We start from the raw sequence: 22,004 nt of genomic DNA on the forward strand, positions 1-22,004 counted from the left end.
GAAGGAGCGCGCGATGACCGAGACCGGTCAGCCGGACGGTGGCCCGTCCGGCGCCGAGGTGACGATCCGCCCCTACCGGCCCGACGACCTGACGGCGCTCTACGACGTCTGCGTCCGCACCGGCCTGGGCGGCGCGGACGCGACCGGCGCCTACCGGTGGCCCGAGCTGCTGCCCAGCGTCTACGCCGGTCCGTACGCCGAACTGGAGCCGGAGCTGGTCTTCGTGGCGGAGGACGCCGGAGGCGTCTTCGGCTACGTCCTGGGCACCGCGGACACCGAGGGCTACGTCCGCGCCTACCGCGAGCGGTGGCTGCCACGGGTCGGCGCCCGCTTCCCGGAGCCCCCGCCGCCGTCCGGTGACGCCGAGCCCGAGCCGGACGAGCGGCTGGCGCGGATCCTGCACCACCCCGAGGGGATGCTCGTGCCCGAACTCGCCGGGCACCCCGCCCACCTCCACATCGACCTGCTGCCGCGCGGCCAGGGGCGGGGCCTGGGCCGGGCGTTGATGACGCGGTTCCACACGGCCCTCACCGAACGCGGCGTGCCCGCCGTGCACCTGGGGATGAACCCGGCGAACACCCGCGCCCGCGCCTTCTACGACCGTCTCGGCTTCCGCGAGATACCGGTGCCGGGCGCCAGCGGCGTCGTCTACCTCGGCCTCCGGCTCGACGGCCGGAGCTGACAGGACCGCCCCCGGCCGGAGCCGAACCGGCGGCCGGGACCGGGGGAACCGGCCCGCCGGGCGGCCTCAGCCCTGGGCGGGGAAGCCGGGCCGCCGCTCCCGCTCCTTCTCCAGCACGACGCCCACCCCCGCCTCCAGCGCGAGCGACTCCGCGTCGACCATCCGGATACCGCGCTGGTCCAGCGCCTTCTTGATCCGCCAGCGCAACTCCCGCTCCACGCCCAGGCTCTTGCCCGGCATGGTCTTCGCCGAGACCCGGATGACCATCGAGTCCAGCGAGACCGCGTTCAGCCCCAGCACCTCCACCGGCTCCCACAGGAGTTCGTCCCACGGCTCGGAGGTGCTCAGCTTCTCCCCGACGGCGGAGACCGCCGCGCGCACCTCGTCCAGATCCTCGGAGCTGCGCACCTCCACGTCCACATGCGCGGTGGACCAGCCCTGGCTCAGGTTGCCGACCCGCTTGATCTCGCCGTTGCGGATGTACCAGATCTCGCCGTCGTCACCGCGGAGTTTGGTCACCCGCAGCCCGATCTCCAGTACCGCGCCCGAGGCTTCGCCCGCGTCGATCCGGTCGCCCACCCCGTACTGGTCCTCCAGCAGGATGAACATGCCGGACAGCAGGTCCGTCACCAGGTTGCGGGCGCCGAAGCCCAGCGCGACACCGGCGACTCCGGCGCTCGCCAGCAGTGGCGCCAGGTTGATCCCCAGCCCGGAGAGCACGGTGAGCGCGGCCGTGCCCATGATGACGAACGAGGCGATGTTGCGCAGCGCCGAGCCGATCGCGGAGGAACGCTGCCGTCTGCGCTCGGAGTTGACCAGCAGGCCGCGGATGGCGTTCCCGCTGTCGGCGACCTCGTTGCGCTGGTTCATGCGCGTCACCAGCTTGGTGATGGCCCGCCGTATCACGTAGCGCAGCACCACGGCGATCACCACGATGAGGGCGATCCGCACCCCGGTGGCCAGCCAGGTGGACCAGTTCTCCTCGAACCAGCCCGCGGCGTTGCCCGCCTTCTCCCGGGCGTCGCGGAGCGAGGTGCCCTCGTCCTCGTCCGGACCCGGAGCGTCACTGATCAGCAAGAGCACGGCTGAACCACCCTCGATACACCTTCCGTCGACACGCTCCGGCAGGGCAGGCCCGCGAAGTGGTCACCACACTAACGGCGCAGGCCCTTCACATTCCGTGCCAGGGTGCCGTATCGGTTCCCGGCGTTCCGGGTGGGGTGGGGATCGAGCCGAGGGACGGCCGGTGTGGCGGAAAACACGCCCGATGCGTTCCGGGGTCGTGGTGGCGGAGTCACGGGGGCACGGGACACACTGATGGGAGATCGTCCCGGCGCGAGCCACGCGCCGCCGACGTACAAGGAGGCACCGTGCCGCATGTCCTGGTCCTCAACGCGTCGTACGAGCCGCTCGGCGTCGTACCGCTCCGTCGCGCGCTCATTCTCGTCCTCAACGACAAGGCTGTCAGCCTGGAGGACTCCGGCGCCCTGATGCACAGCGCAACCCGCGTCATACCCGCCCCCAGCGTCGTCCGCCTCCGGCGGTTCGTGCGGGTGCCCTTTCGCGGCACCGTGCCGCTCACCCGCCGCGCGCTCTTCGCGCGGGACGGCGGCCGGTGCGTGTACTGCGGTGGCGTCGCAACCAGCGTCGACCACGTCATCCCGCGCAGCCGGGGCGGCCCGCACGTCTGGGAGAACGTGGTCGCCGCCTGCCGGCGCTGCAACCACGTCAAGGCGGACCACCACGTGGCGGAACTGGGCTGGCGGCTGCGCCACCAACCGGGGCCGCCCACAGGGCTGGCCTGGCGCATCATCGGCACCGGCCACCGGGATCCGCGCTGGTTGCCGTACCTGCAACCCTTCGGCGCGGACGACGACCTCGCCCGGATCGACGGCAGATCGGCCGTCTGAGTCCGGGCTTTGTTGTTGCCGGGCGCGCGCGTACCGAGCGCCCGCCCCGGTACGCGCGCGCCCGGCGCGCGGGCCGGGGGGCCTGGGACCGGGGAGGGACCGGGGGGAGGGGGAGAGGGGGAGAGGACGCGGGACGCCGGGCGGGGACGGTACGGGGGCCGCCCGCTCAGCCGCCCGCCCCGGGCCGCTTCCGCGCCGCGCCCTGCCCCGCGCCCGGCGCCCCCCTGTCGTCCCGCGCTCCGCGCTCGCCCGGCCCGTCCCGGTTCCCCGTGGCGGACTCCCGCACCGCGTACAGCTCGACCGACCACAGGGAGTAGCCGAAGCGGGTGGCCCGGCGGTCCCCCTGGATCCGGACGAAGCGGGTGTCGGCGGGCGCCTCCATCCGCACCGTCTCCCGGCCGCCCTCGGACTGGCGCCTGCTGGCCACCGTCCGCCACCGCTCACCGTCCGGGGAGACCCGGATCCGGTAGCTCTCGGCGTGCGCGTCCTGCCAGGACAGCACCGCGGCGCCGATCCGCGCCGGCTCGTCCAGCTCGACCTGCACCCAGGCGTCGTCCCGCGCCGGGGACGACCAGCGGGTGCGGCGGTCGCCGTCGGTGACCGACCCGGCGGGGAAGTCGGCGGTCTCCTCGCCCGACGCGGTCGCCCGCGCCCCTTTCGCCAGGTCCGGGCCGCCGGTGCGCGGGAAGACCCGCACGCTGACGGTGCGCAGCTGCTCGCCGAAGGTGAGCGGGATGTCGTAACTGCCGGGCCGCACCGAGGCGCCCGCCCGGATCCGGACGGGCACGGTGGCCGAGCCGCCCCGGGGGACGGTGGTCCGCTCCGGGAGACTGACCGCGAAGCCCTCCGGCGCTTCGCTCGCCAGCCGCCCCCGCACGTTCCGTGGGCGGTGCGCCGTCACCGTCGCCTCGACCTCGGCGGGCCCGCCGCCCGCGGCCAGCTCCAGGGTGTCCCGGTCCAGCGCCAGGCTGGCGTCCGGGCCGTCCGCGTACCAGGGGGTCACCTCGTGGACCACGGGGGCGCCCGAGCCCCGCGCCCAGACCAGCCGCACCGCGTCGGCGCGCACCCCGCGTCCGTCCACCTGCGACCAGCCGCTCTCCGACAGGGGGCCGAGCCGCTTCCACCCCCGACCCGGAACACGAGCCTCCACATGGGCGCGGGTGCGCGAGTCCGGGCCCGTCTGCACCGTCACCGCCGCGAGCGGCCGGGCCGTGGACAGCTGGACGGTGAGCGCCCCCGGCCCGCTCGCGCTCCAGCCCCACCGCTGCCAGAGCCGGGTGCCGGGGGAGCGCAGCGCCGGGCCGCCGGGGGTGTGGCCCACGGTGGCGGGGGCGCGGGCGGCGCGGTAGGCGGTGGCCGGGTCGCCGTCGACCGCCGCGGAGACCGGGGCGCCGGGGCGGGCGCCCGGGCCGGACGGCCCGGCGGGTGACAGCCGTGCCGTCGCCGTGCCCCGCGCGCTCGGGGGGCTCGCGGCTCCGGCCTTCCCGCCCGGGCCGCCCGTACCGGGCTTCCCGCCCCGCGGGGCGCCGGTGCCGGAGCCCGGGCCGGTACCGGAGTCCGGGGCGGGGTCCGGGGTGGCGCGGCGCTCGCCGATCCGGCCGTCGTGTGCCTCGGCGGTGGCGCCCGTCCAGCCCTCGGCGGCGTTCAGCGCTCGGTCGAGGAAGGGCGCCAGTACCCCCTTGCCGACGGTGACCTCGCTCCGCCGCGTCTCGGCGCGCAGCCGCCGCAGCTCCAACTGGGCGCGCCAGGCGGCCGGTCCGTCGTTCGCGGCCTGCGCCGTCAGCATGTCCACGGCGTGCCGTCCGCCCTCGCCGAACCGCTCCAGCTGCGTCAGCCAGGGGCGGGCCTCGGCGCGCAGCGCCGCCGGGACCCGCCGGGACGCCTCGCTCATGGTGCCGAAAGCGGACCGCAGCCGCGCCGCCGCCCGGCGCAGCGCGGGACCGTCCCGCCGGTCGTGCGCCGTCCAGAACGCGCTGAGCAGGGGCCGGAGGTAGGCGGACTCCTCGGCGCCGAGGACGGAGGAGGAGTGGTGGGCGGCGAGCGCGTGCACCGCGGCGCGCGTCGCCCGGTCGGCGGTCGGGCCTCCGGCGAGGTCGTCGACGGCGGCGCGCCACGACTCGCGCGGGCGGTAGCCGCGCGGGTTCCAGGCGAAGTCGGCGGCGGTGAACAGTGGGACGCGGGAGGCGGTGGGCTGTTCCATGGCGTTGCTCAGCAGCGCGGCGGAGCCGTCCGCCACGGCGGGGTCGCGGCCCTGGGAGGGGCCGAGGAAGAGCCGCTTGGGCGCGAAGTCGTTGACCGGGTAGTTGTCCATGGTCACCAGCGGATGGCCGCCGAACGCGGCGCGCGTCTCGCGGAGTTGGCCGCCGGTGATGGCCCGGGGTACCACGCCCACCCCGGACCAGGCGACCTCCACCCCGTCGTCGAGCCGCTGGGCGAGCGCGTCCCGGTAGGCGCTGGCGCCGTCCTGGTAGAACTCCGTCGGCATCACCGACAGCGGGGCCACCTCCGGGTGGCGCCGCGCCAGGTGCCCGGCCACCGCGTTGGCCAGCTCGGACTGCGCGTGGGCGGCGGCCTCCGGGCCCGAGCCGTACCTGTCGGCGTCCTGCCCGCAGTGCCACTCGCGGTAGCTGACGCTGTCGAACTGGAGCTGGAAGGCGCCGACGCCCAGCGCCCGCATCGCGTCCAGCTTGCGCAGCAGCGCCCGGCGGTCGTCGTCCGAGGCGAAGCAGAAGCCCTGCCCGAGGGAGACGGCCCAGCCGAACACGACGTGGTTGGCGTCGGCCCGCCGGGTGAGGTCCCGGAACGCGGCGCGCTGCTCCGCCGGGTACGGGTCGCGCCACCGCGCGGCCTGCCGGTACGGGTCGTCTCCGGGCGCGTAGAGGTAGCGGTTCTGTTTGGTGCGGCCGAGGAAGTCGAGCTGTTCCAGGCGCTGTTCGCGGGTCCACGGCTGTCCGTAGAAGCCCTCGGTGACGCCGCGCACCGGGGTGCCGGGCAGGTCGCGCACCGTCACCCCGGGGAAGCCGGTGCCCGCGGCGCGGGTGGTGACCAGCTGGCGCAGCGTCTGTGCGGCGTGGAACAGCCCGTCGGCGCCCGCTCCGTCGAGCGCGACGTGGCCGCGTCCGGCGACCTCGCCGACGGCCAGCCGGTAGCCGCCCGGTGGGAGGTCGCCCGGTGCGGGGGCGCGCAGGGCGCGGAGCGTGGGGGCGGCGTTCCGCCCGACCCGCACCACCAGGCTGTCGCGCTCCGCCCCGGAGTCCGGGGCGGAGTCGCCGGGGCCGGTCTCCCGCAGCGCGCGGGCTCCGGCGCCGCGCAGCACCTTCCGGATCGCCTCCAGCGCGTGCGGGTCGGCGCCGGGTTCGCTGACCAGGACGACCTCCCGGGTCACCGGGACGAACGGGCCCCGGGCGCGCAGCGTGTGGGGGCGGGGGAACACCCGGGGTGCCGCGTCCCGCACGGTGTCGCGTTCGTCGGAGGTTCCGGTCTCGCCGTCGCCCGGCTGGGGTGGGGCGGCCTGTGCCGCGGGCACGCCGCTGACCATGCCGCCGAGAGCCGCCGCGGTGAGCGCCACGGCGCCCAGGCGCCTGCCGCCGCCGCGCGATACCGCGCTCAACCCTGCCCTCCCCTGTGGCCGCCGGGGTGGGGGCTCCGCGCGCCGTCCGCCCCGGCGCGAGCCGCCCCCGCACTCACCGTGCGGGGGTGAGCCCATCACCGGGCGTGTACGGGTGTCAACGCGGATGCCGGAAGTGCGGGGAACCGCCGGGAACCCCCCGGACGTGGGGGGTCGCGCTGCCGCCGGGGCGGGCTCCGGTACCGCTCGGTAAAAACTGGCGAGGGGGCGCGGAACTCCGCGATACTTCTTTCGCGTAAGGGCCTCGCTGCCGGAGATCTGCCGAGGATCTGCCGGTGGGGCCGACGTGACCTGGGACACGTTCCGGCGCCTGACACGTCTGTCACGGTGCCGACTGGGTAGGGCCCACCGTGTCCAGCTCTTCCGACGAACGGAGGCCCACCGTGGCCGCGTCCGCTGAACTTCTGAGGTCCGCGATGGCTCCGCTGCCCTCGCAGCAGAGCCCGTCCAAACAGGTGCACGAGCCGGTAGACCCGCCCGGAGCCCCGGACCCCGACTCCCGGCTGGACGGCTCGTGCTCCTGTGACTGCTTCGAGGCGCCGCTGACCAGCGAGGCCCCGCTGGCCGACCTGGCGCCGCTCACCAGCGAGCCGCCGCTCGCCGAGCCCCCGCTGACCAGCGAGCCCGCCGGTACCGGTTTCGGTGCCGAGCCCGCCGGTATCTGAGCTTCCGGGCCGGGTTGGCGGACCCCCACGCGCGGCCCGCGAACCGGTCCGATATGTTGATCGCGTGAGCAACGAGGTCAAGAAGAACGCCGTGCGCGCCGGCACCGTCACCGCCGGTACGTCGCTGATGCTGCTGCTGTCGTCCCCCGCCTTCGCGCTCACCCGCGACGACGGCGACGACCCGGGCCCCGGTCTGAGCGTGATGGAGACGCTCGGCCTCTTCGTGGTGGCGCCCGCCGTGCTCTTCCTGCTGATCGCCGGTCTGGTGATGGTGGGCGGCAGGTCCGGCGAGCGGAACGGCTGACCGGGCCCCGCCCGGCACCGCGTCCCCTCCGGCGCCTCCCCGACACGTCCCGCCTCCTCCCCGCCCGTTCCGTGCGCCGGTTCCGTGGCAACCCGGCGTCCCACCCCGGTGGGTTGGCGGCGGGTGCCGGGACGCCCCGCCGCTCAGGCCACGGCCCGGTGCCCCGGGAGCGGGAGCACCGCCCCTCCGCACGCCTCCCGCCAGCGGCGGTAGGCGTCGCTGTCCCCGGCGACCTCCTCGTAGGCGGAGCCGAGGTCGGTGAAGAGCGCGTCGGCCTCGACCGCGCGGGCCCGCCCGGCGCGGGAGGCCATCAGCAGCCGCACGGCCAGCGGATCACCGCGCAGCGGCCGGATCACCATGCCGGGGCGGGGACGTGAGGTCGGCTGGCAGGGCGTGACCACCTCGCCCGCCGCGACCAGGTCGGCCGCCGTCAGATAGTCCCCGTAGACCACCCTCGGGTCGAGCCCGGCGGTGGAGAAGACCCGGCGGAGACCGTCCCAGTCCCCGTCCACGTTCGGGTCGACCATCCACTGGTCCTCGGCGAGGTCGGTGAGGTCGGCGGCGGGCAGGGCGGCCGCCGGATGGTCGGTGGGCAGGGCGACGAACTGCGGTTCGCGCTCGACGAGTACGCGGAGTTCGACCTCCGCCGGTACCCGGAGCGGCGCGCCCTCCACCTCGTGGACGAAGGCGGCGTCCAGCTGGTTGGCGGCCACCATGCGCAGCAGCGCGTTGGCGGAGACGTCGGTCTGGAAGACGGTGTCGGTGTCGGGTAGTCGGTGGTGGATGCGGCGCAGCCAGCCCGGTACGGCCCGGCTGCTGGTGCTGCCGATGCGCAGTCGCTGGCCCCCGGCGCGCCCCGCGGCCTCCCGTACCTCGCTGACCAGGGAACTCATCTCGGCGACGATGGGTCTGGCCCGGATCAGCACGGTGCGGCCGAGGGGCGTGGGTCTGCTGCCGGTGCGGTCGCGGGAGAAGAGCTGCCCTCCCACGGCCTGTTCGATGCGGCGTAGTTGGGTCGTCAGGGATGGCTGTGTCATGCCCAGTTGCCGGGCTGCCCGGTGCACGCTGCCGGTATCGGCGATCGCGCACAGTGCACGAAGGTGCCTCACTTCCAGCTCCACGGCGCCGAGCATAATGGCGCGTGCGCATGACACACCAGAAGCGGTCGAAGGGTGCGGAGCCCCCGGCTCCGGGCCGTCCGCCGTCCGCTCCGTGGGCGCCAACCGCCCTGACCAGCCCGGCCGTTCGCTGCACGCGTCGCGGACATCGGGGGATGCCACGGAGCTATCGCCGGTTGGCATCATCCCAGGACCAGACCGCTCCCACAGACTTCTGGCTCAGCAGGAGTCCATCCGGAAGTGCCGGACCCGTCGCCCTGTCGGGTGGACGGTTCCGGCGGCACGGACGAGAAGGAGCCCCCCATGAACTACCGCAAGACGGTGCTGTCCGCGGCTGTCGGCTTCGGTCTGGCCGCGAGCCTCGGTCTCGGCGCGGTCCCGGCGACAGCGGCCGACACCGACACGGCGCGGTCCGGTTCGGCGTCGGCCAGCACGCAGGGCTACGTCGGTGAGAACGAGGAGGGCAACAGGGCGATCTTCAAGGCCGTCGTGCGTGAGGCGGTCAAGAAGCAGGCGGCGAAGCCCGGCATCCAGCAGGTGACCGTCAACTACAGCGCCAGCGGCGCCCCGACGTTCGCCAGTGAGATCGCCAACAGCACCGCCGTCTGGAACGCGGCCGTGAGCAACGTCCAGCTCGCCGAGGGCAGTGGCGCCACCTTCGACTACCGCGAGGGCGACGACCCGCGGGGCTCGTACGCGAGCACCGACGGGCACGGGAACGGCTACATCTTCCTCGACTACGCGCAGAACCAGGAGTACGACTCCAACCGGGTCACCGCGCACGAGACCGGGCACGTCCTCGGGCTGCCGGACAACTACTCCGGCCCCTGCTCCGAGCTGATGTCCGGCGGCGGCCCCGGCACCTCGTGCACCAACGACCAGCCCGACGAGGCCGAGCGCGCTCGCGTCGAGCAGCTCTGGGCCAACGGGGTCGCCGAGGTGATCCTGGAGGACGTGGCCAAGTCCACGTTCGGCTGACCCGGAGCGGGGGCGGCGCGAACCTCCAACCCCACCCACCGCGCCGCCTCCGGTCCGTACCACCCGCCCGGGACCGCGTCCCTCGCGCCACGCCACCCGGCGTCGCACCGCCCCGTGCGAACTCCGGGCGGCGGCCCGTGAGATGAGGCGGCCCCGGCACACCCCGGCCCCCGGCACACGCCGGGGGCCGGGGACGTCCCGTGGTGCGGTGGGTCAGCCCGCGGCGGCGTCCGCCCGCTGGGCGCGCAGCGCCCGCTCCACCCCGGCCCGCGCCTCGCTGACCAGCCTGCGCAGCGCGGGGCTGGGCACCGCCGCGTCCAGCCAGGCGTCCGTCACCTCCAGCAGCTCCGGCGAGACCTGCGCCGTCGGGTAGAGGCCGACCACGATCTGCTGGGCCATCTCGTGGCTGCGCTCCTCCCAGACCTTCTTCAGCGCCGCGAAGTACCGCTCGGTGTAGGGCGCGAGCAGCTCCCGCTGCCCCGGCTGCGTGAAGCCGACGATCACGGCCTCCTGCACGGCGTTGGGCAGCGTGTCCCGCTCCACGACCGCGTCCCAGGCGGCGGCCTTCGCCTCGGGGGTCGGCATCGCCGCGCGGGCCGTCGCGGCGTTCCGCTCGCCCGCGGCCGTCGCGTCCCGCTCCAGCTCGGCCGCGATCTCCGCTTCGCCCGCCCGGCCGACCGCGACCAGCCGCTGGAGCAGACCCCACCGCAGGTCGGTGTCGACGGCCAGCCCCTCCACCGTTCGCGAACCGTCCAGCAGCCCCTCCAGCAGGCCGAGTTGCTCCTCGGAACGGGCGGTCGCCGCGAGGCCCCGGGCCCAGGCCAGCTGGTGGTCGCTGCCCGGCACGGCGGCCAGCAGCTGCTCCCGCGCCGCCTCCGACCAGCGCGCCAGCCCCTCCTCGCGCCACTCCGGCGCGGAGTACAGCTCCAGCGCCAGCTTCGTCTGCCGGATCAGCGTCTGGACGACGCCGATGTCGCTCTCCTTGCCGATCCCGGACAGCACCAGCTCCAGGTACTCCCGGGTGGGCAGTTCGGCGTCCCGCGTCATGTCCCAGGCCGACGCCCAGCACAGCGCGCGCGGCAGCGAGTCGGTGAAGTCGCCCAGGTGCCGCACGACACAGGCCAGCGACTCCGGGTCGAGCCGCACCTTCGCGTAGGAGAGGTCGTCGTCGTTGAGCAGCAGCACGGCGGGACGGCGGCGGCCGCTCCACTCCGGAACCTCCGTCAACTCCCCGTCGACGTCCAGCTCCAGGCGGTCGGTGCGCACCAGCCTGCCGCCCTCCAGCTCGTACGCGGCGACCGCGACCCGGTGCGGGCGCAGGGTGGCGGTGCCGGTCGCCCCTGCGGGCAGGTCCGGCGCCTCCTGCCGGATCGCGAACCGGGTGATGACGCCCGCCCCGTCGGTCTCCAGCTCCGGGCGGAGGACGTTGATACCCGCCGTCTCCAGCCACAGCTTGGACCAGGTACGCAGGTCCCGGCCGCTGGTCTCCTCCAGCGCGGACAGCAGGTCGGACAGCCGGGTGTTGCCCCACGCGTGCCGCTTGAAGTACCGCTGCACGCCCCGGAAGAACTCCTCCCGGCCGACGTAGGCGACCAGCTGCTTGAGCACCGAGGCGCCCTTGGCGTAGGTGATGCCGTCGAAGTTGACCCGCACGTCGTCCAGATCGCGGATGTCCGCCATGATCGGGTGCGTGGACGGCAGTTGGTCCTGCCGGTACGCCCAGGTCTTCATCTGGTTGGCGAACGTCGTCCAGGAGTGCGGCCAGCGGCTCCCGGCCGCGTCGGCCTGGCAGGCGATCGAGGTGTAGGTGGCGAACGACTCGTTCAGCCAGAGGTCGTTCCACCACTCCATGGTCACCAGGTCGCCGAACCACATGTGGGCCAGCTCGTGCAGGATCGTCTCGGCCCGCGCCTCGTACGACGCGTCGGTCACCTTCGAGCGGAAGACGTACTGGTCGCGGATGGTGACGGCGCCCGCGTTCTCCATCGCCCCCGCGTTGAACTCCGGCACGAACAGCTGGTCGTACTTGGCGAACGGGTACGGGTAGTCGAACTGCGCCTGGAACCAGTCGAACCCCTGCCGCGTGACCTCGAACAGCGCCTCGGAGTCCAGGTACTCGGCCAGCGACGGACGGCAGTAGACACCCAGCGGCACGCTGCGCCGCTCGCCCTCCACCTCGCCCTCCCAGCTGCTGTGCACCGAGTGGTACGGACCCACGATCAGCGCCGTGATGTAGCTGGAGATGCGCGGCGTGGGCGCGAACCGCCAGACGCCGTCGCGGGGTTCGGGCGTCGGTGAGTTCGAGATGACCGTCCAGCCCGCCGGGGCGGTGACGGTGAACTGGAAACTCGCCTTGAGATCGGGCTGTTCGAAGTTGGCGAACACCCGGCGGGCGTCCGGCACCTCGAACTGGGTGTACAGGTACGCCTGTTCGTCGACCGGGTCGACGAACCGGTGCAGCCCCTCACCGGTGTTGGTGTACGCGCAGTCCGCGACCACCAGCAGTTCGTTGCCGCCCTCGACGACCCCGTCCAGCGCGATCCGGGAGTCCTGGAAGCAGACCTCCGGGTCGAGCCGCACCCCGTTCAGCACGATCTCCCGCACCGTGGGGGCGACCAGGTCGATGAAGGTCCCGTGGGTCTCACTCGCGGCGAAGCGCACGGTCGTGGACGAGCGGAAGGTGCCGCCCTCCTGGGCGCCGCTCAGGTCCAGCGCGATCTCGTAGGAGTCCACGGTGAGCAGCCGTGCCCGCTCCTGGGCCTCTTCCCGGGTCAGATTCGTGCCAGGCACGTGATGTTCTCCTCGCTCTCGCGGCTCTCTGTGCACACTGATCCGGCCATCCTTCCACGCCCCGGCCCGCTCCAGACCCCCTCACGCGACGCGTCCGTCCCCTCCGCCCCACCCGTCCCGCCGCCGCTCCACCAGGTCGGAGAGCGCGCTCACCAGGGCCCGCACCGAGGGACTCCACGCGTGCGCACGCCACACGACCAGCACCTCCCGCCGCAGAGCGGGGCTGCCGGGCACGAACCGCACCCCCTCCGGACACGGGCGCTGCGCCATCTCCGGCACCAGCGCCACCGCCAGGTTCCGGGCGACCAGGGCGAGTTGGGTGGCGTACTCGATGACGGTGTAGCGCACCTCCGGCTCCACCCCCCGGCCGCGCAGCGCCTGCACCAGCGCCTCGTACGGGTCGGTGCCCTCCGGGCACGCGGCCCACACCGAACCGTCCAGCTCCGCCAGGTCCACCTCCGCCCGGCCGGCGAGGGGATGGGCCTCGCTCAGCGCCACCCGCACCTCCTCCACCACCAGCGTGCGCACCCCCAGCCCGGCGGGCAGCGGGGTGGGGCGGCTCTCCCAGCTCTCCGCCAGCACCACGTCCAGCTCGCCGCGGACCAGCATCGGCACCATGTCGACGGCCTCGCCGTCCACCACCGTCGGCGCCAGTCGCGGATAGGTCTCGGTCAGCGTGGCCAGCGCCGACGGCAGCAGCGCGCGCAGCGAGCTGCCCACCCCGCCGAGCCGCAGCGGGCCCAGGATCTCCGCGCGCAGCTCCGACAGGTCCGCCTCGGCGGTGGCGACCTGCGCGACGACCCGCGCCGCGTGCCCGGCCAGCACCCGGCCCGCGTGCGTCAGCCGCACCCCCCGGCCGTCCGGCTCCAGCAGCCGGTGCCCCGACTCCCGCTCCAGCTTGGCGAGTTGCTGGGAGACCCCGGACGGGGTGATGTGCAGCGCCCGGGCGGCCCCGGCCATCGAGCCGTGGACGGCCAGCGCGTCCAGCGCCCGCAGGCGATCAAGGGTGAACATCCGGCGGATCGTAACGAACACTTGTGGGTACAGCCAAGGAATCGTCGCTTTTGCTTGCGAATCTGGTAGGGCAGTGTTCTCGGCATGGCGACGGACGAGAGAGACGGACTCGGGGTGCGGCCCCCCGAAACCCCCGCACCCACCCTGCCGGGCACCCCGGGGCGTCCGCTCCCGACCCCCGGCCCCGCCGGGGACCGGAGCCGGAAACCCCGGAGCCCCCGGGAACGCCCCGGAGGCCGGGGGCGGGACGGCGGACGCTTCCGCTCCGCGGACCTCTTCGAACGCACCCACCCCGTCCTGCTGATGCTGCTCGGCTCGGCCTGCACCGCCGCCTCCGGCACCTTCATCAAGCTCTCCGGGGTGAACGCGGGCACCGCCGCGTTCCTCCGCTGCGCGCTGGCGCTGCCGCTCCTGCTGCCGTTCGCCATCGCCGAGTGGCGGCGCCTCGGCCCCCGCCGGGCCCGGCTCCAGGCGTACGACTTCGCGGCCGGGATGCTGCTCGGCGTCGACTTCGTCTTCTGGTCGCAGGCCATCCAGGACGTGGGCGCCTCCATCGCGACGGTGCTGCTCAACGTGCAGGTGCTGGTCTTCCCCGTCCTCGCCCGGCTGCTCACCGGGGTGCCCCTCGGCCGCCGCTACTGGCTCACCGTGCCGGTGATGCTCTTCGGGGTGGCGCTCTCCAGCGGGGCCGTCGGCGACCCGGAGCCGGGCAGCTCCCCCGTCTCCGGCACGCTCTTCGGAGCGGCGGCCGGGGTCGCCTTCGCCGGGTACCTGACCCTCACCCGCCTCGGCGGCGGGCAGGGCCACTCCGTCTACCCGGTGGCGACCTCCAGCGTGGCGGCCGGACTCTCCGCCGGGGTGCTCGGCGGACTCTGGACCGGCATCGACCTCGCCCCCGGCTGGGGCCCGCTCGGCTGGCTCGCGGTGATGGCGGTCACCGGCCAGGTGCTCGCCTGGGTGCTGATAGGGGAGGCGCTGCCCCGCCTCGCCGCGCACGTCGGCGGGGCGCTGCTGCTGGCCCAGCCGGTGATGGCCGTGGCCTGCGGGGTCGCCTTCCTGGGGGAGCGGCCCACCCTGACCCAGTACTCCGGTTGCGTCCTGGTCGTCCTCACCGTCTGGTACACCAGCCGCCGCGGACGATAGCCCCGCCGGCCCCCGCCCCTTCGGCGCTCCGCTTCCGTGGCGCCGCACCCCCGCGTCCCCCGCCGCTCCGGGCGTACCCGGCGGTCAGCGGGGGCGGACCGTCAGGTACGCGGCGGGTTCCCGGTCCCCGGCCGTCATCAGCGCCGTCCGGATGATCGCCGCCTCCCGCGCCGGGGACTCGCGCAGCTGCTCCGGGGTGGCCAGCACCATCGTGACCCCCAGCCGCTCCAGCGCCTCCCGCCCGCATCCGGCCGGGGGGCGCCGCCCGGGGTAGGCGCTCTCCCGCGCGTCGATCCGCACGGCCACCGCGTACTCCGGCCAGTACGCGTCGGCGTGCCCGAGGGCGGGGCCGCCCGGCAGCTGGAGGGTGACGTTCCACCAGGGCTCCGGCAGCCCGTAGCCGAGGACCACCTCGTACAGCTGGTCCTCGGCGAGCGCGCGGCCCTCCGCCAGCAGCGCCTCGATGGCGGCGACCACGTGCGGCCGGTCGAGCACCCGCGCCCGGGTCAACTCGCCCACCAGGGCCTGCGCCGCGCAGTGCCCCCCGCGTACCGACTCCACCAGCAGCCGCTGGGTGGCCGCCGGATCGGTGAGCCGGGCCACCGCGTCGGCCACCGCGCGCGCCACCGGCGCCACCGGCACCCCGGCGATGTGCGCGGCGGCGGGCGGCTCCTGCGTACGCACCACCCGCGCGCAGCCCGCCGACGGGAGGCCCCGCTCGGCGGCCACCAGGACGTCGATGTGGTCGAGCGCGGCCAGCGGGGGCGAGCTGGGCAGGCCGTGCAGGACGAGGGCGGCCATGCCGGTGATCACCGGGCCCGGCGCGGGCCGCTCCCGCGCCGGGACGCGGGGCGCGGAGGGTGGGATCGCGCGTTCCGGCTCGCGGGGGTACGGGACGCGGCCCGCGTAGAGCAGCGTGGCGTACAGCAGGTCCTCGCCGGTGGGGCGGGCCGGATGCAGCAGGCACACGCCGGGCAGCAGCATCTGCCAACCGCCGCCGGGGCGGCAGCGTTCGGCGGTCTCGGCGGTGCTGACTCCGTGCGCGCGCAGCTCCCGGGTGGTCATCACCCGGCGTCCGGCGTGGGAGAGGTGGCTGAGGGGGCGGGGCGACAGCGGGATCTCGGACGTCATGCTCCCGCGATGCCCGCGACGGCCGCCCCACCAACGCGTGTTACGCGTCTGTTGATAAAGCAGGACAAGAGCGTGTTAAAGCACGGAAGTTCGACGCCTGGCCGCCTGTCCGGCCGCCCCGGCCCGGCCCCTCCGGCGACCGCCGCGCCGGGGCACCTCACACCCCCGCGAGACCCCACGCGCACGAGGGCGCCCCGCCCGCCACCCGGCGGACCGGGACGGCGAACGGGGCGTGTGCGAAGGGAACGGGCGTGCGCGAAGGGAGAGTTGGCGGGGAGATGGACGGGGCGGGACGGTCGCGTCAGCCGGCGGCTCGCGCGTCCCGCCGCTGCGCGGTCAGCGCCCGCGCCAGCTCGTCCCGCTCCTCCAGCACCAGCCGCCGCAGGGCCGGGGCGGCGCTCTCGTGTTCGCCGAGCCAGCGGTCCGCCGCGTCCAACGCGGCCTGGTCGCCGGGGAATCTGGGGAACAGGCCGCGCACGATCGCCATCGCGATCTCGATCGAGCGCTCGCTCCACACCCTCTCCAGCGCCTCGAAGTACCGCTTGGTGAACGGTGCCGTCAGCTCCGGCTGGCCGGGCTGCGCGAAGCCCGAGATCGTCGCCTCCACCAGGGCGTTGGAGAGCGCGTCGGACTCGACGACCGCGGCCCACGCCTGGTCCTTGACCGCGGCCGACGGGCGGGAGGCCAGGCAGCGGGCCTGGTGCCGCCGGCCGGACGCGGTGTCGTCCCGGGCCAGTTCGGCGTCGATCTCCGCGCTGTCGGTGACGCCGCGCGCGGTCAGCCGCTCCAGGAACGTCCAGCGCAGCTCCTGGTCGACGTCGAGCCCGTCGATCCGGGCGGTTCCGGCGAGCAGCCCCTCCAGCATCCGCAGCTCGCGCTCGCTGGTGGCGAGCGAGGTGAGGAAGCGGGCCCAGGACAGCTGGTGGCCGCTTCCCGGTTCGGCCAGCCGCAGTTCGCTCAGCGCCGCCTCGGACAGCAGCCGGGTGCCCTCCTCCCGCCAGTCGGGGGCCGCGTACTCGCCGAGCGCGGTACGCGCCCAGACGTGCACCATCTGGAGGACGCCGATGTCGGTCTCCGCCCCGGCGAAGCGGGTCACCAGGTCAACGAAGTCCCGGGCGGGCAGCAGCGCGTCCCGGGTCAGGTTCCACAGCGCGGTCCAGCACAGCGCCCGGGCCAGCGGATCGGTCAGTCCGTCCAGCCGGGCGCGGAGCGTCTCCAGCGAGCGCTCGTCGAAGCGGATCTTGCAGTAGGTGAGGTCCTCGTCGTTGACCAGCACCAGGTCGGGCGCGGGCGCCCCGGTCAGCTCCGGGATGCTGGTGTGCGGGCCGGTGACGTCCGTCTCGGAGCGGGCGTACCGCTCCAGCCCGCCCTCCGGGTTCAGCCGGTAGAGGCCGACGGCGACCCGGTGCGGCCGGAGCGTGGGGTGCTCGGGCGCGGTCTCCTGGAGGACGGCCAGCTCCGCGACGCCTCCCTCGGCGTCCAGCGTCAACCGCGGGGTGAGGACGGCGACTCCGGCGGTCTGGAGCCAGTCGGCGGCCCACCCGCCCAGGTCCCGGCCCGAGGTCTCCTCCAGCACCGCGAGCAGGTCCCCGAGCCGGGCGGTGCCCCAGGCGTGCCGCTCGAAGTAGCGCCGGGCGCCCTCCAGGAACGGCTCCTGCCCGACGTAGGCGACCAGTTGCTTGAGCACGGCGGCGCCCTTGGAGTAGGTGATGCCGTCGAAGTTGAGCTTGGCGTCCTCCAGGTCCCCGATGTCCGCGGTGATGGGGTGGGTGGAGGGCAGCTGGTCGGCGCGGTAGGCCCAGTTCTTGCGGCGGTTGGCGAAGGCCACCCAGCCGTCGGTGAACTCGGTGGACCCCACCAGCGCGAAGGTGCCCATGAAGTCCGCGAAGGACTCCTTCAGCCACAGGTCGTCCCACCACTCCATGGTGACCAGGTCGCCGAACCACATGTGCGCCATCTCGTGCAGGATGACGGTGGCCCGGGCCAGGTACGAGGCGCGGGTGACCTTCCCGCGGAAGACGAACTCCTCCCGGAAGGTGACGCATCCCGGGTTCTCCATCGCGCCGATGTTGTACTCCGGCACGAACACCTGGTCGTACTTGCCGAACGGGTACGGGTACCCGAAGTGGTCGTGGAAGAAGTCCAGCCCCTGCCGGGTGACGGTGAGGATCTCCCGGGCGTCGAAGTGCCGGGCCAGGCTGGCGCGGCAGAGGGCGCCCAGCGGGATCTCCAGCATGCCGCCGTCCGGCAGGCGGCGCCGGTAGGTGTCCCGCACCCGGTGGTAGGGCCCGGCGACCACGGCCATGATGTACGTCGAGATCGGCCTGGTGCGCGCGAAGCGGTGCAGCGCCGAACCGTCCGCCAGCAGCCGGGGTTCCCCCTCCTCCGGCGCGTTGCTCAGCACCGTCCAGCGGGCGGGCGCGGTGACGGTGACGTCGTAGGGCGCCTTGAGGTCGGGCTGCTCGAAGTTGGCGAACACCCGGCGCGCGTCGGCCGGTTCGTAGTGCGTGTAGAGGTAGGTCTCGCCGTCCTCCGGGTCGACGAAGTGGTGCAGTCCCTCGCCCGTGTGGCTGTAGGCGCACTCCGCGTCGATCGTGACCTCGTTGGCGCCGGGGCGCAGCCCCTCCAGGGTGACCCGGCTGCCGTCGAAGACGAGGTCGGTGCGGAGCGCCTCGCCGTTCAGCGTGACCGAGTGGACGTGCGGGGCGATCAGGTCGACGAAGGTGGAGGAGGCGGCGCCGACCCGGTCGAAGCGGATGGTGGTGGTCGACCGGAAGGTGCGCGGCCGCCCGCTGGCCGGATCGGGCGCCGGGGCCACCGCGGAGCGCAGGTCCAGCGCGACCTCGTAACCCCGGACGGTCAGCAGCGCGGACCGCTCCCTGGCCTCGTCACGGGTGAGATTCTCTCCGGGCACGGCGCGGCTCCTCGGGTCCTGTCGTGGCTCTGAACGGGCGTGATCAGCATCCCACGGGCCCCTGATCGGGCGCAGCACCGGGAATGAGCCTGACGTGGCGGGTGTTCGGCAGTTACGTTCCCGTGGCGAACCGCCGGTGCGCTGGCGTGCCCACATGTTGTTGCCCGTTGAGGAGACCTGGTGACGGAGAAGACCCCGGTTGATTTCTGGTTCGACCCCACGTGCCCGTGGGCGTGGATCACCTCGCGCTGGATGGTGGAGGTGGAGCGGGTCCGTCCTGTCGAGGTCCGCTGGCACGTGATGAGCCTGTCGGTGCTCAACGAGGACCGGCTGGACGAACTCCCCGAGGACTACCGCGCGCTGATGGGCCGGGCCTGGGGCCCGGTGCGGGTGTGTGTCGCGGCGGAGCGGGAGCACGGCGCCGAGGTGCTCGGCCCGCTCTACACGGCGATCGGCACCCGGTTCCACAACAGGGACGCGGAGCGGAGCCGCGAGACCCTGGTCGCCGCCCTTGAGGAGGCCGGGCTGCCGGCCGGTCTGGCGGACGCGGCGGACTCCACGGAGTACGACGAGCCGCTGCGCGCCTCGCACCGCGAGGGCATCGACCTGGTCGGGCAGGACGTGGGCACCCCGGTGATCGCCGTGCCCGGCGCGGACGGCGGGCGCCTGGGCTTCTTCGGGCCCGTGGTGACTCCGGCGCCCAAGGGCGAGGCGGCGGCCCGGCTGTGGGACGGCACCCTGATGGTGGCGAGCACCCCCGGCTTCTTCGAGCTGAAGCGGACCCGGGACGTGGGCCCGATCTTCGACTGAGCACGGTTCCTCGGCGGAGCACGGCTCCGCGATCGAGCACGCCGCACGGCGACGGCGGGGCCCGGGTGTCACGTCCACCCGGGCCCCGCCGCTTGTGCGCCCCCCGCCCGTGCACGGTGAGAAGACGACCACGAGGCGGGCGGCGGCCCGCCGCCGGGCGGGCCGTCGGACGGGCGGGCGCCGGGCGTGGCCGCGGCGCCCGCCACCGGTCAGGGAGCCAGCAGCAGTTCGCCGGCCCGCTGCCGAGCAGCCGTGTACCGCTTCGCCACGTCCTGCCAGTTGACGACGCGCCACATGGCCTCGACGAAGTCGACCTTCTGGTTGCGGTACTGGAGGTAGAAGGCGTGCTCCCAGGCGTCGAAGACCAGGAGCGGCACCGAGCCCTGCCCCACGTTGCCCTGGTGGTCGTAGACCTGCTCGACGATCAGGCGGCCACTGACCGGCTCGTAGGCCAGCACACCCCAGCCGGAGCCCTGCGTGGTGGCGGCGGCCTTCGACAGGTGGGTGCGGAAGGCGGCGAAGCTGCCGAAGGACTCCGCGATGGCGTCCGCGAGTTCGCCGGTGCCGTCCTTCTCCAGGGGCTCACCGCCGCCGTCGCCGGTCATGTTCTGCCAGTAGATGGAGTGCAGGATGTGGCCGGAGAGGTGGAAGGCGAGGTTCTTCTCCAGGCCGTTGACGGCCCCCCACTGATCCCTGTCCCGCGCCTCCGCCAGCTGCTCCAGGGTGTCGTTCGCGCCCTTCACGTAGGCGGCGTGGTGCTTGTCGTGGTGCAGCTCGATGATCTCGCCGCTGATCACGGGCTCCAGGGCGGAGTAGTCGTAGGGGAGTTCCGGAAGGACGTACGTGGACATGTACTGCTGCCTCTCCGCTGTTGCACATCACTTGCAAGAAGACGTTAGCAGCAACAGTAGCCCCGGACGGCCGGGAACGGAGACGGCCGGGAACGGCTGATGGGCCGCACCCACCGGGGGTGCGGCCCATCAGGGGCGCGGGGCGCGGGGCGTCAGTCCCGGGCGCGCGGCTCCGGGGCGTCCGAGGCGGCGGCCGCCTCGGCGGTGGGCGGCGGCGGGGGAGCCAGCCGCTGCCGGATCAGGCCGATGACCACCAGCGCCGCCGTCAGTCCCGCGGTGAACACCAGCTGGGTACGGGTGTTGTCCTGGCGCAGCATCAGCAGCAGGATCGAGACGATGCCGACGAGCGTCGCGACGGACAGCCCGGGGAACAGCCACATCCGCACCACCAGCCGCTCCGGGGCCTCCCGCTCCAGCCGGTACCGGTTGATCACCTGGGAGACGGTGATGAAGCCCCACACCACCAGCGTCGTGGCGCCCACCATGTTCAGCAGCCACTGGAAGACCGAGGTCTCCCACTGGAACTTGAGCAGCACCGCGACGAACCCGAAGGCGGAGGAGGCGATCACGGTGAGCCAGGGCACGCCCATCCTGCTCAGCCTGCCCAGGACCGCGGGACCCTCGCCCCGGGACACCAGGGAGTAGGCCATCCGCGAGGCGCCGTAGATGTTCGCGTTCATCGCGGACAGCAGCGCCACCAGGATGACGACGTTCATGACCTCCCCGGCCGCCGGGATGCCGATGTGCTTGAGCACCGCCGCGTACGGGCCCGAGGTGACCGACTCCTCGTGCCAGGGGATCAGGGTGACGATCACGATCATCGACCCGACGTAGAAGATCGCGATGCGCCAGACGGTGGTACGCACCGCCTTGGCGACGCCCCGCACCGGGTCCTCCGACTCGGCGGCGGCGATCGTCACCGTCTCCAGGCCGCCGTAGGCGAAGACCGAGGCCAGCAGGCCGATGATGAGCCCGTTGGTGCCCTCCGGCAGGAATCCGCCCTCGCCGTTGAGGTTGGCGCCGCCGGGCGCCTCGGTGCCGGGCAGCAGGCCGATGATGGCCATGAGGCCAAGCAGCAGGAACGCCGTGATGGCGAAGACCTTCAGCGCCGCGAACCAGAACTCCGACTCCCCGAAGTTCCGCACCGCGACGAGGTTGCTGCCGCAGAAGACGGTCATGAACAGCAGCACCCAGACCCACGGGTCCGGCCCGCCGCTGATCCAGCCCACCATGATGTCGGATGCCGCGATGGCCTCGGCGGCGATGGCGACGCAGAGGGTGACCCAGTAGATCCAGCCGGAGGCGAACCCCGCCCACGGGCCCAGCGCCCGCTCGGCGTGCACCGAGAAGGAGCCCGAGGCCGGACGCGCCGCCGACATCTCGCCCAGCATCCGCATCACGAGCATGACGATCAGGCCCGAGGTCGCGTAGGCGATGATCACCGAGGGGCCCGCCGCGCGGATGGCCTCGCCGGACCCGACGAAGAGCCCGGCGCCGATCACCCCGCCCAGGGCGATCATGGAAAGGTGGCGCTGCTTGAGGCCGTTGGAGAGGGTCTGCCGCCCGGCGTCCTTCCCTCCCGACCCCTCCGGGTCTCCTGGGGGTGGCGCGTCGGTAACGTGGGTGCGCGACATGGGGGCCATTCCTGATGGGGGGCGGGTCGGGAGCACCGGGCAGGCGTGGTCACGCCGCGGCGGTATGCGTCCGCTCAGTTTCGGCGGGCCGTGCGGACAGTTCAATAGTCGTGCGCCTTGTTCCGGCATTCGGACAGTCCGCTCACGCTCCGAAGCGAAGTGATCCGGCCACCGTCGTCTGCCGCCGAACCGGGGCCCTCCGTGGCACTTCCGGCGGCGCGGACATCCCCGGCCCGGTGGCCGGCCCCACACCCCGGGAAGGGTGGTCCCGCGCGGCGGCGGTAGCGTCCGCACCGCCGTGGTCCCGGGCGGTGTCAGCAAGCTCACGGTCCCAACTCCGGCGTATTCGGCTAGCGTCGAACGGTCCGTGTCCTTTCCCGGTCGGCGCGCGCGCCCGCACGGGCGACCCCGGCCACAGGCCCACGACAGACT

The 22,004-nt window shown here is 74.1% G+C and carries 16 protein-coding genes; 7 read left to right on the plus strand and 9 right to left on the minus strand.

The window, feature by feature from the left end; all coding sequences use genetic code 11:
• Positions 1–13 precede the first annotated feature (13 nt).
• Positions 14–682 carry a GNAT family N-acetyltransferase gene (locus E0L36_RS02475; protein ID WP_180927191.1) on the plus strand — a complete coding sequence of 223 codons (669 nt, stop codon included), beginning with the start codon at positions 14–16 and terminating at the stop codon, positions 680–682.
• Positions 683–748: 66 nt separating this feature from the next.
• Here the strand turns inward: E0L36_RS02475 and E0L36_RS02480 are convergent, their stop codons facing one another.
• The gene (locus tag E0L36_RS02480) at positions 749–1,765 is read right to left on the minus strand and encodes a mechanosensitive ion channel family protein (protein ID WP_180927192.1); all 1,017 of its coding nucleotides are present in this window, start codon (positions 1,763–1,765) and stop codon (positions 749–751) included.
• 287 nt (positions 1,766–2,052) lie between these two features.
• Between E0L36_RS02480 and E0L36_RS02485 the strand changes: the two genes are divergently transcribed.
• Positions 2,053–2,592 (plus strand): HNH endonuclease, encoded by a 540-nt coding sequence (locus E0L36_RS02485; protein ID WP_180927193.1) that lies wholly within the window; start codon positions 2,053–2,055, stop codon positions 2,590–2,592.
• A 166-nt stretch (positions 2,593–2,758) separates the two neighbouring features.
• Here E0L36_RS02485 and E0L36_RS02490 read toward each other — a convergent pair whose 3' ends face one another.
• A complete protein-coding gene (locus tag E0L36_RS02490) occupies positions 2,759–6,202 on the minus strand; it encodes a beta-N-acetylglucosaminidase domain-containing protein (RefSeq protein ID WP_374705478.1) in 3,444 nt (1,147 codons plus the stop codon).
• A gap of 401 nt (positions 6,203–6,603) precedes the next feature.
• On the opposite strand from E0L36_RS02490, the gene E0L36_RS02495 reads away from it, so the two are divergent.
• Positions 6,604–6,885: a hypothetical protein gene (locus E0L36_RS02495; RefSeq protein ID WP_180927194.1), complete on the plus strand. Its 282-nt coding sequence runs from the start codon at positions 6,604–6,606 to the stop codon at positions 6,883–6,885.
• A 64-nt stretch (positions 6,886–6,949) separates the two neighbouring features.
• Positions 6,950–7,189 (plus strand): hypothetical protein, encoded by a 240-nt coding sequence (locus E0L36_RS02500; RefSeq protein ID WP_180927195.1) that lies wholly within the window; start codon positions 6,950–6,952, stop codon positions 7,187–7,189.
• 143 nt (positions 7,190–7,332) lie between these two features.
• Here the strand turns inward: E0L36_RS02500 and E0L36_RS02505 are convergent, their stop codons facing one another.
• Positions 7,333–8,322: a LysR family transcriptional regulator gene (locus E0L36_RS02505; RefSeq protein ID WP_180928548.1), complete on the minus strand. Its 990-nt coding sequence runs from the start codon at positions 8,320–8,322 to the stop codon at positions 7,333–7,335.
• 288 nt (positions 8,323–8,610) lie between these two features.
• Here E0L36_RS02505 and snpA point away from each other — a divergent pair, with 288 nt between their 5' ends.
• On the plus strand, positions 8,611–9,285 hold the full coding sequence (snpA, locus tag E0L36_RS02510) for a snapalysin (protein WP_180927196.1): 675 nt from the start codon (positions 8,611–8,613) through the stop codon (positions 9,283–9,285).
• 213 nt (positions 9,286–9,498) lie between these two features.
• Here snpA and pepN (E0L36_RS02515) read toward each other — a convergent pair whose 3' ends face one another.
• Entirely contained in the window at positions 9,499–12,075 is a 2,577-nt protein-coding gene (gene pepN / locus E0L36_RS02515) for an aminopeptidase N (RefSeq protein WP_180927197.1), read from the minus strand.
• 81 nt (positions 12,076–12,156) lie between these two features.
• Positions 12,157–13,089: a LysR family transcriptional regulator gene (locus E0L36_RS02520; RefSeq protein WP_180927198.1), complete on the minus strand. Its 933-nt coding sequence runs from the start codon at positions 13,087–13,089 to the stop codon at positions 12,157–12,159.
• Between the two features lie 84 nt (positions 13,090–13,173).
• Here E0L36_RS02520 and E0L36_RS02525 point away from each other — a divergent pair, with 84 nt between their 5' ends.
• Positions 13,174–14,232 carry a DMT family transporter gene (locus E0L36_RS02525; protein WP_258015875.1) on the plus strand — a complete coding sequence of 353 codons (1,059 nt, stop codon included), beginning with the start codon at positions 13,174–13,176 and terminating at the stop codon, positions 14,230–14,232.
• Positions 14,233–14,316: 84 nt separating this feature from the next.
• Here the strand turns inward: E0L36_RS02525 and E0L36_RS02530 are convergent, their stop codons facing one another.
• Both E0L36_RS02530 and pepN (E0L36_RS02535) read right to left on the minus strand, forming a co-directional pair.
• Positions 14,317–15,363 (minus strand): hypothetical protein, encoded by a 1,047-nt coding sequence (locus tag E0L36_RS02530; protein ID WP_180927199.1) that lies wholly within the window; start codon positions 15,361–15,363, stop codon positions 14,317–14,319.
• 301 nt (positions 15,364–15,664) lie between these two features.
• Positions 15,665–18,277 carry an aminopeptidase N gene (pepN, locus tag E0L36_RS02535; RefSeq protein ID WP_180927200.1) on the minus strand — a complete coding sequence of 871 codons (2,613 nt, stop codon included), beginning with the start codon at positions 18,275–18,277 and terminating at the stop codon, positions 15,665–15,667.
• Positions 18,278–18,457: 180 nt separating this feature from the next.
• Here pepN (E0L36_RS02535) and E0L36_RS02540 point away from each other — a divergent pair, with 180 nt between their 5' ends.
• Positions 18,458–19,087, plus strand: a complete 630-nt coding sequence (locus tag E0L36_RS02540; protein WP_180927201.1) for a DsbA family protein — start codon at positions 18,458–18,460, stop codon at positions 19,085–19,087.
• A 209-nt stretch (positions 19,088–19,296) separates the two neighbouring features.
• Here the strand turns inward: E0L36_RS02540 and E0L36_RS02545 are convergent, their stop codons facing one another.
• The gene (locus E0L36_RS02545) at positions 19,297–19,938 is read right to left on the minus strand and encodes a superoxide dismutase (protein ID WP_180927202.1); all 642 of its coding nucleotides are present in this window, start codon (positions 19,936–19,938) and stop codon (positions 19,297–19,299) included.
• 152 nt (positions 19,939–20,090) lie between these two features.
• The gene (locus tag E0L36_RS02550; RefSeq protein WP_180927203.1) at positions 20,091–21,572 is read right to left on the minus strand and encodes an amino acid permease; all 1,482 of its coding nucleotides are present in this window, start codon (positions 21,570–21,572) and stop codon (positions 20,091–20,093) included.
• Positions 21,573–22,004 lie beyond the last annotated feature (432 nt).

Source organism: Streptomyces sp. AJS327 (assembly GCF_013450295.1).
In the GTDB taxonomy this organism is placed as follows: domain Bacteria; phylum Actinomycetota; class Actinomycetes; order Streptomycetales; family Streptomycetaceae; genus Streptomyces.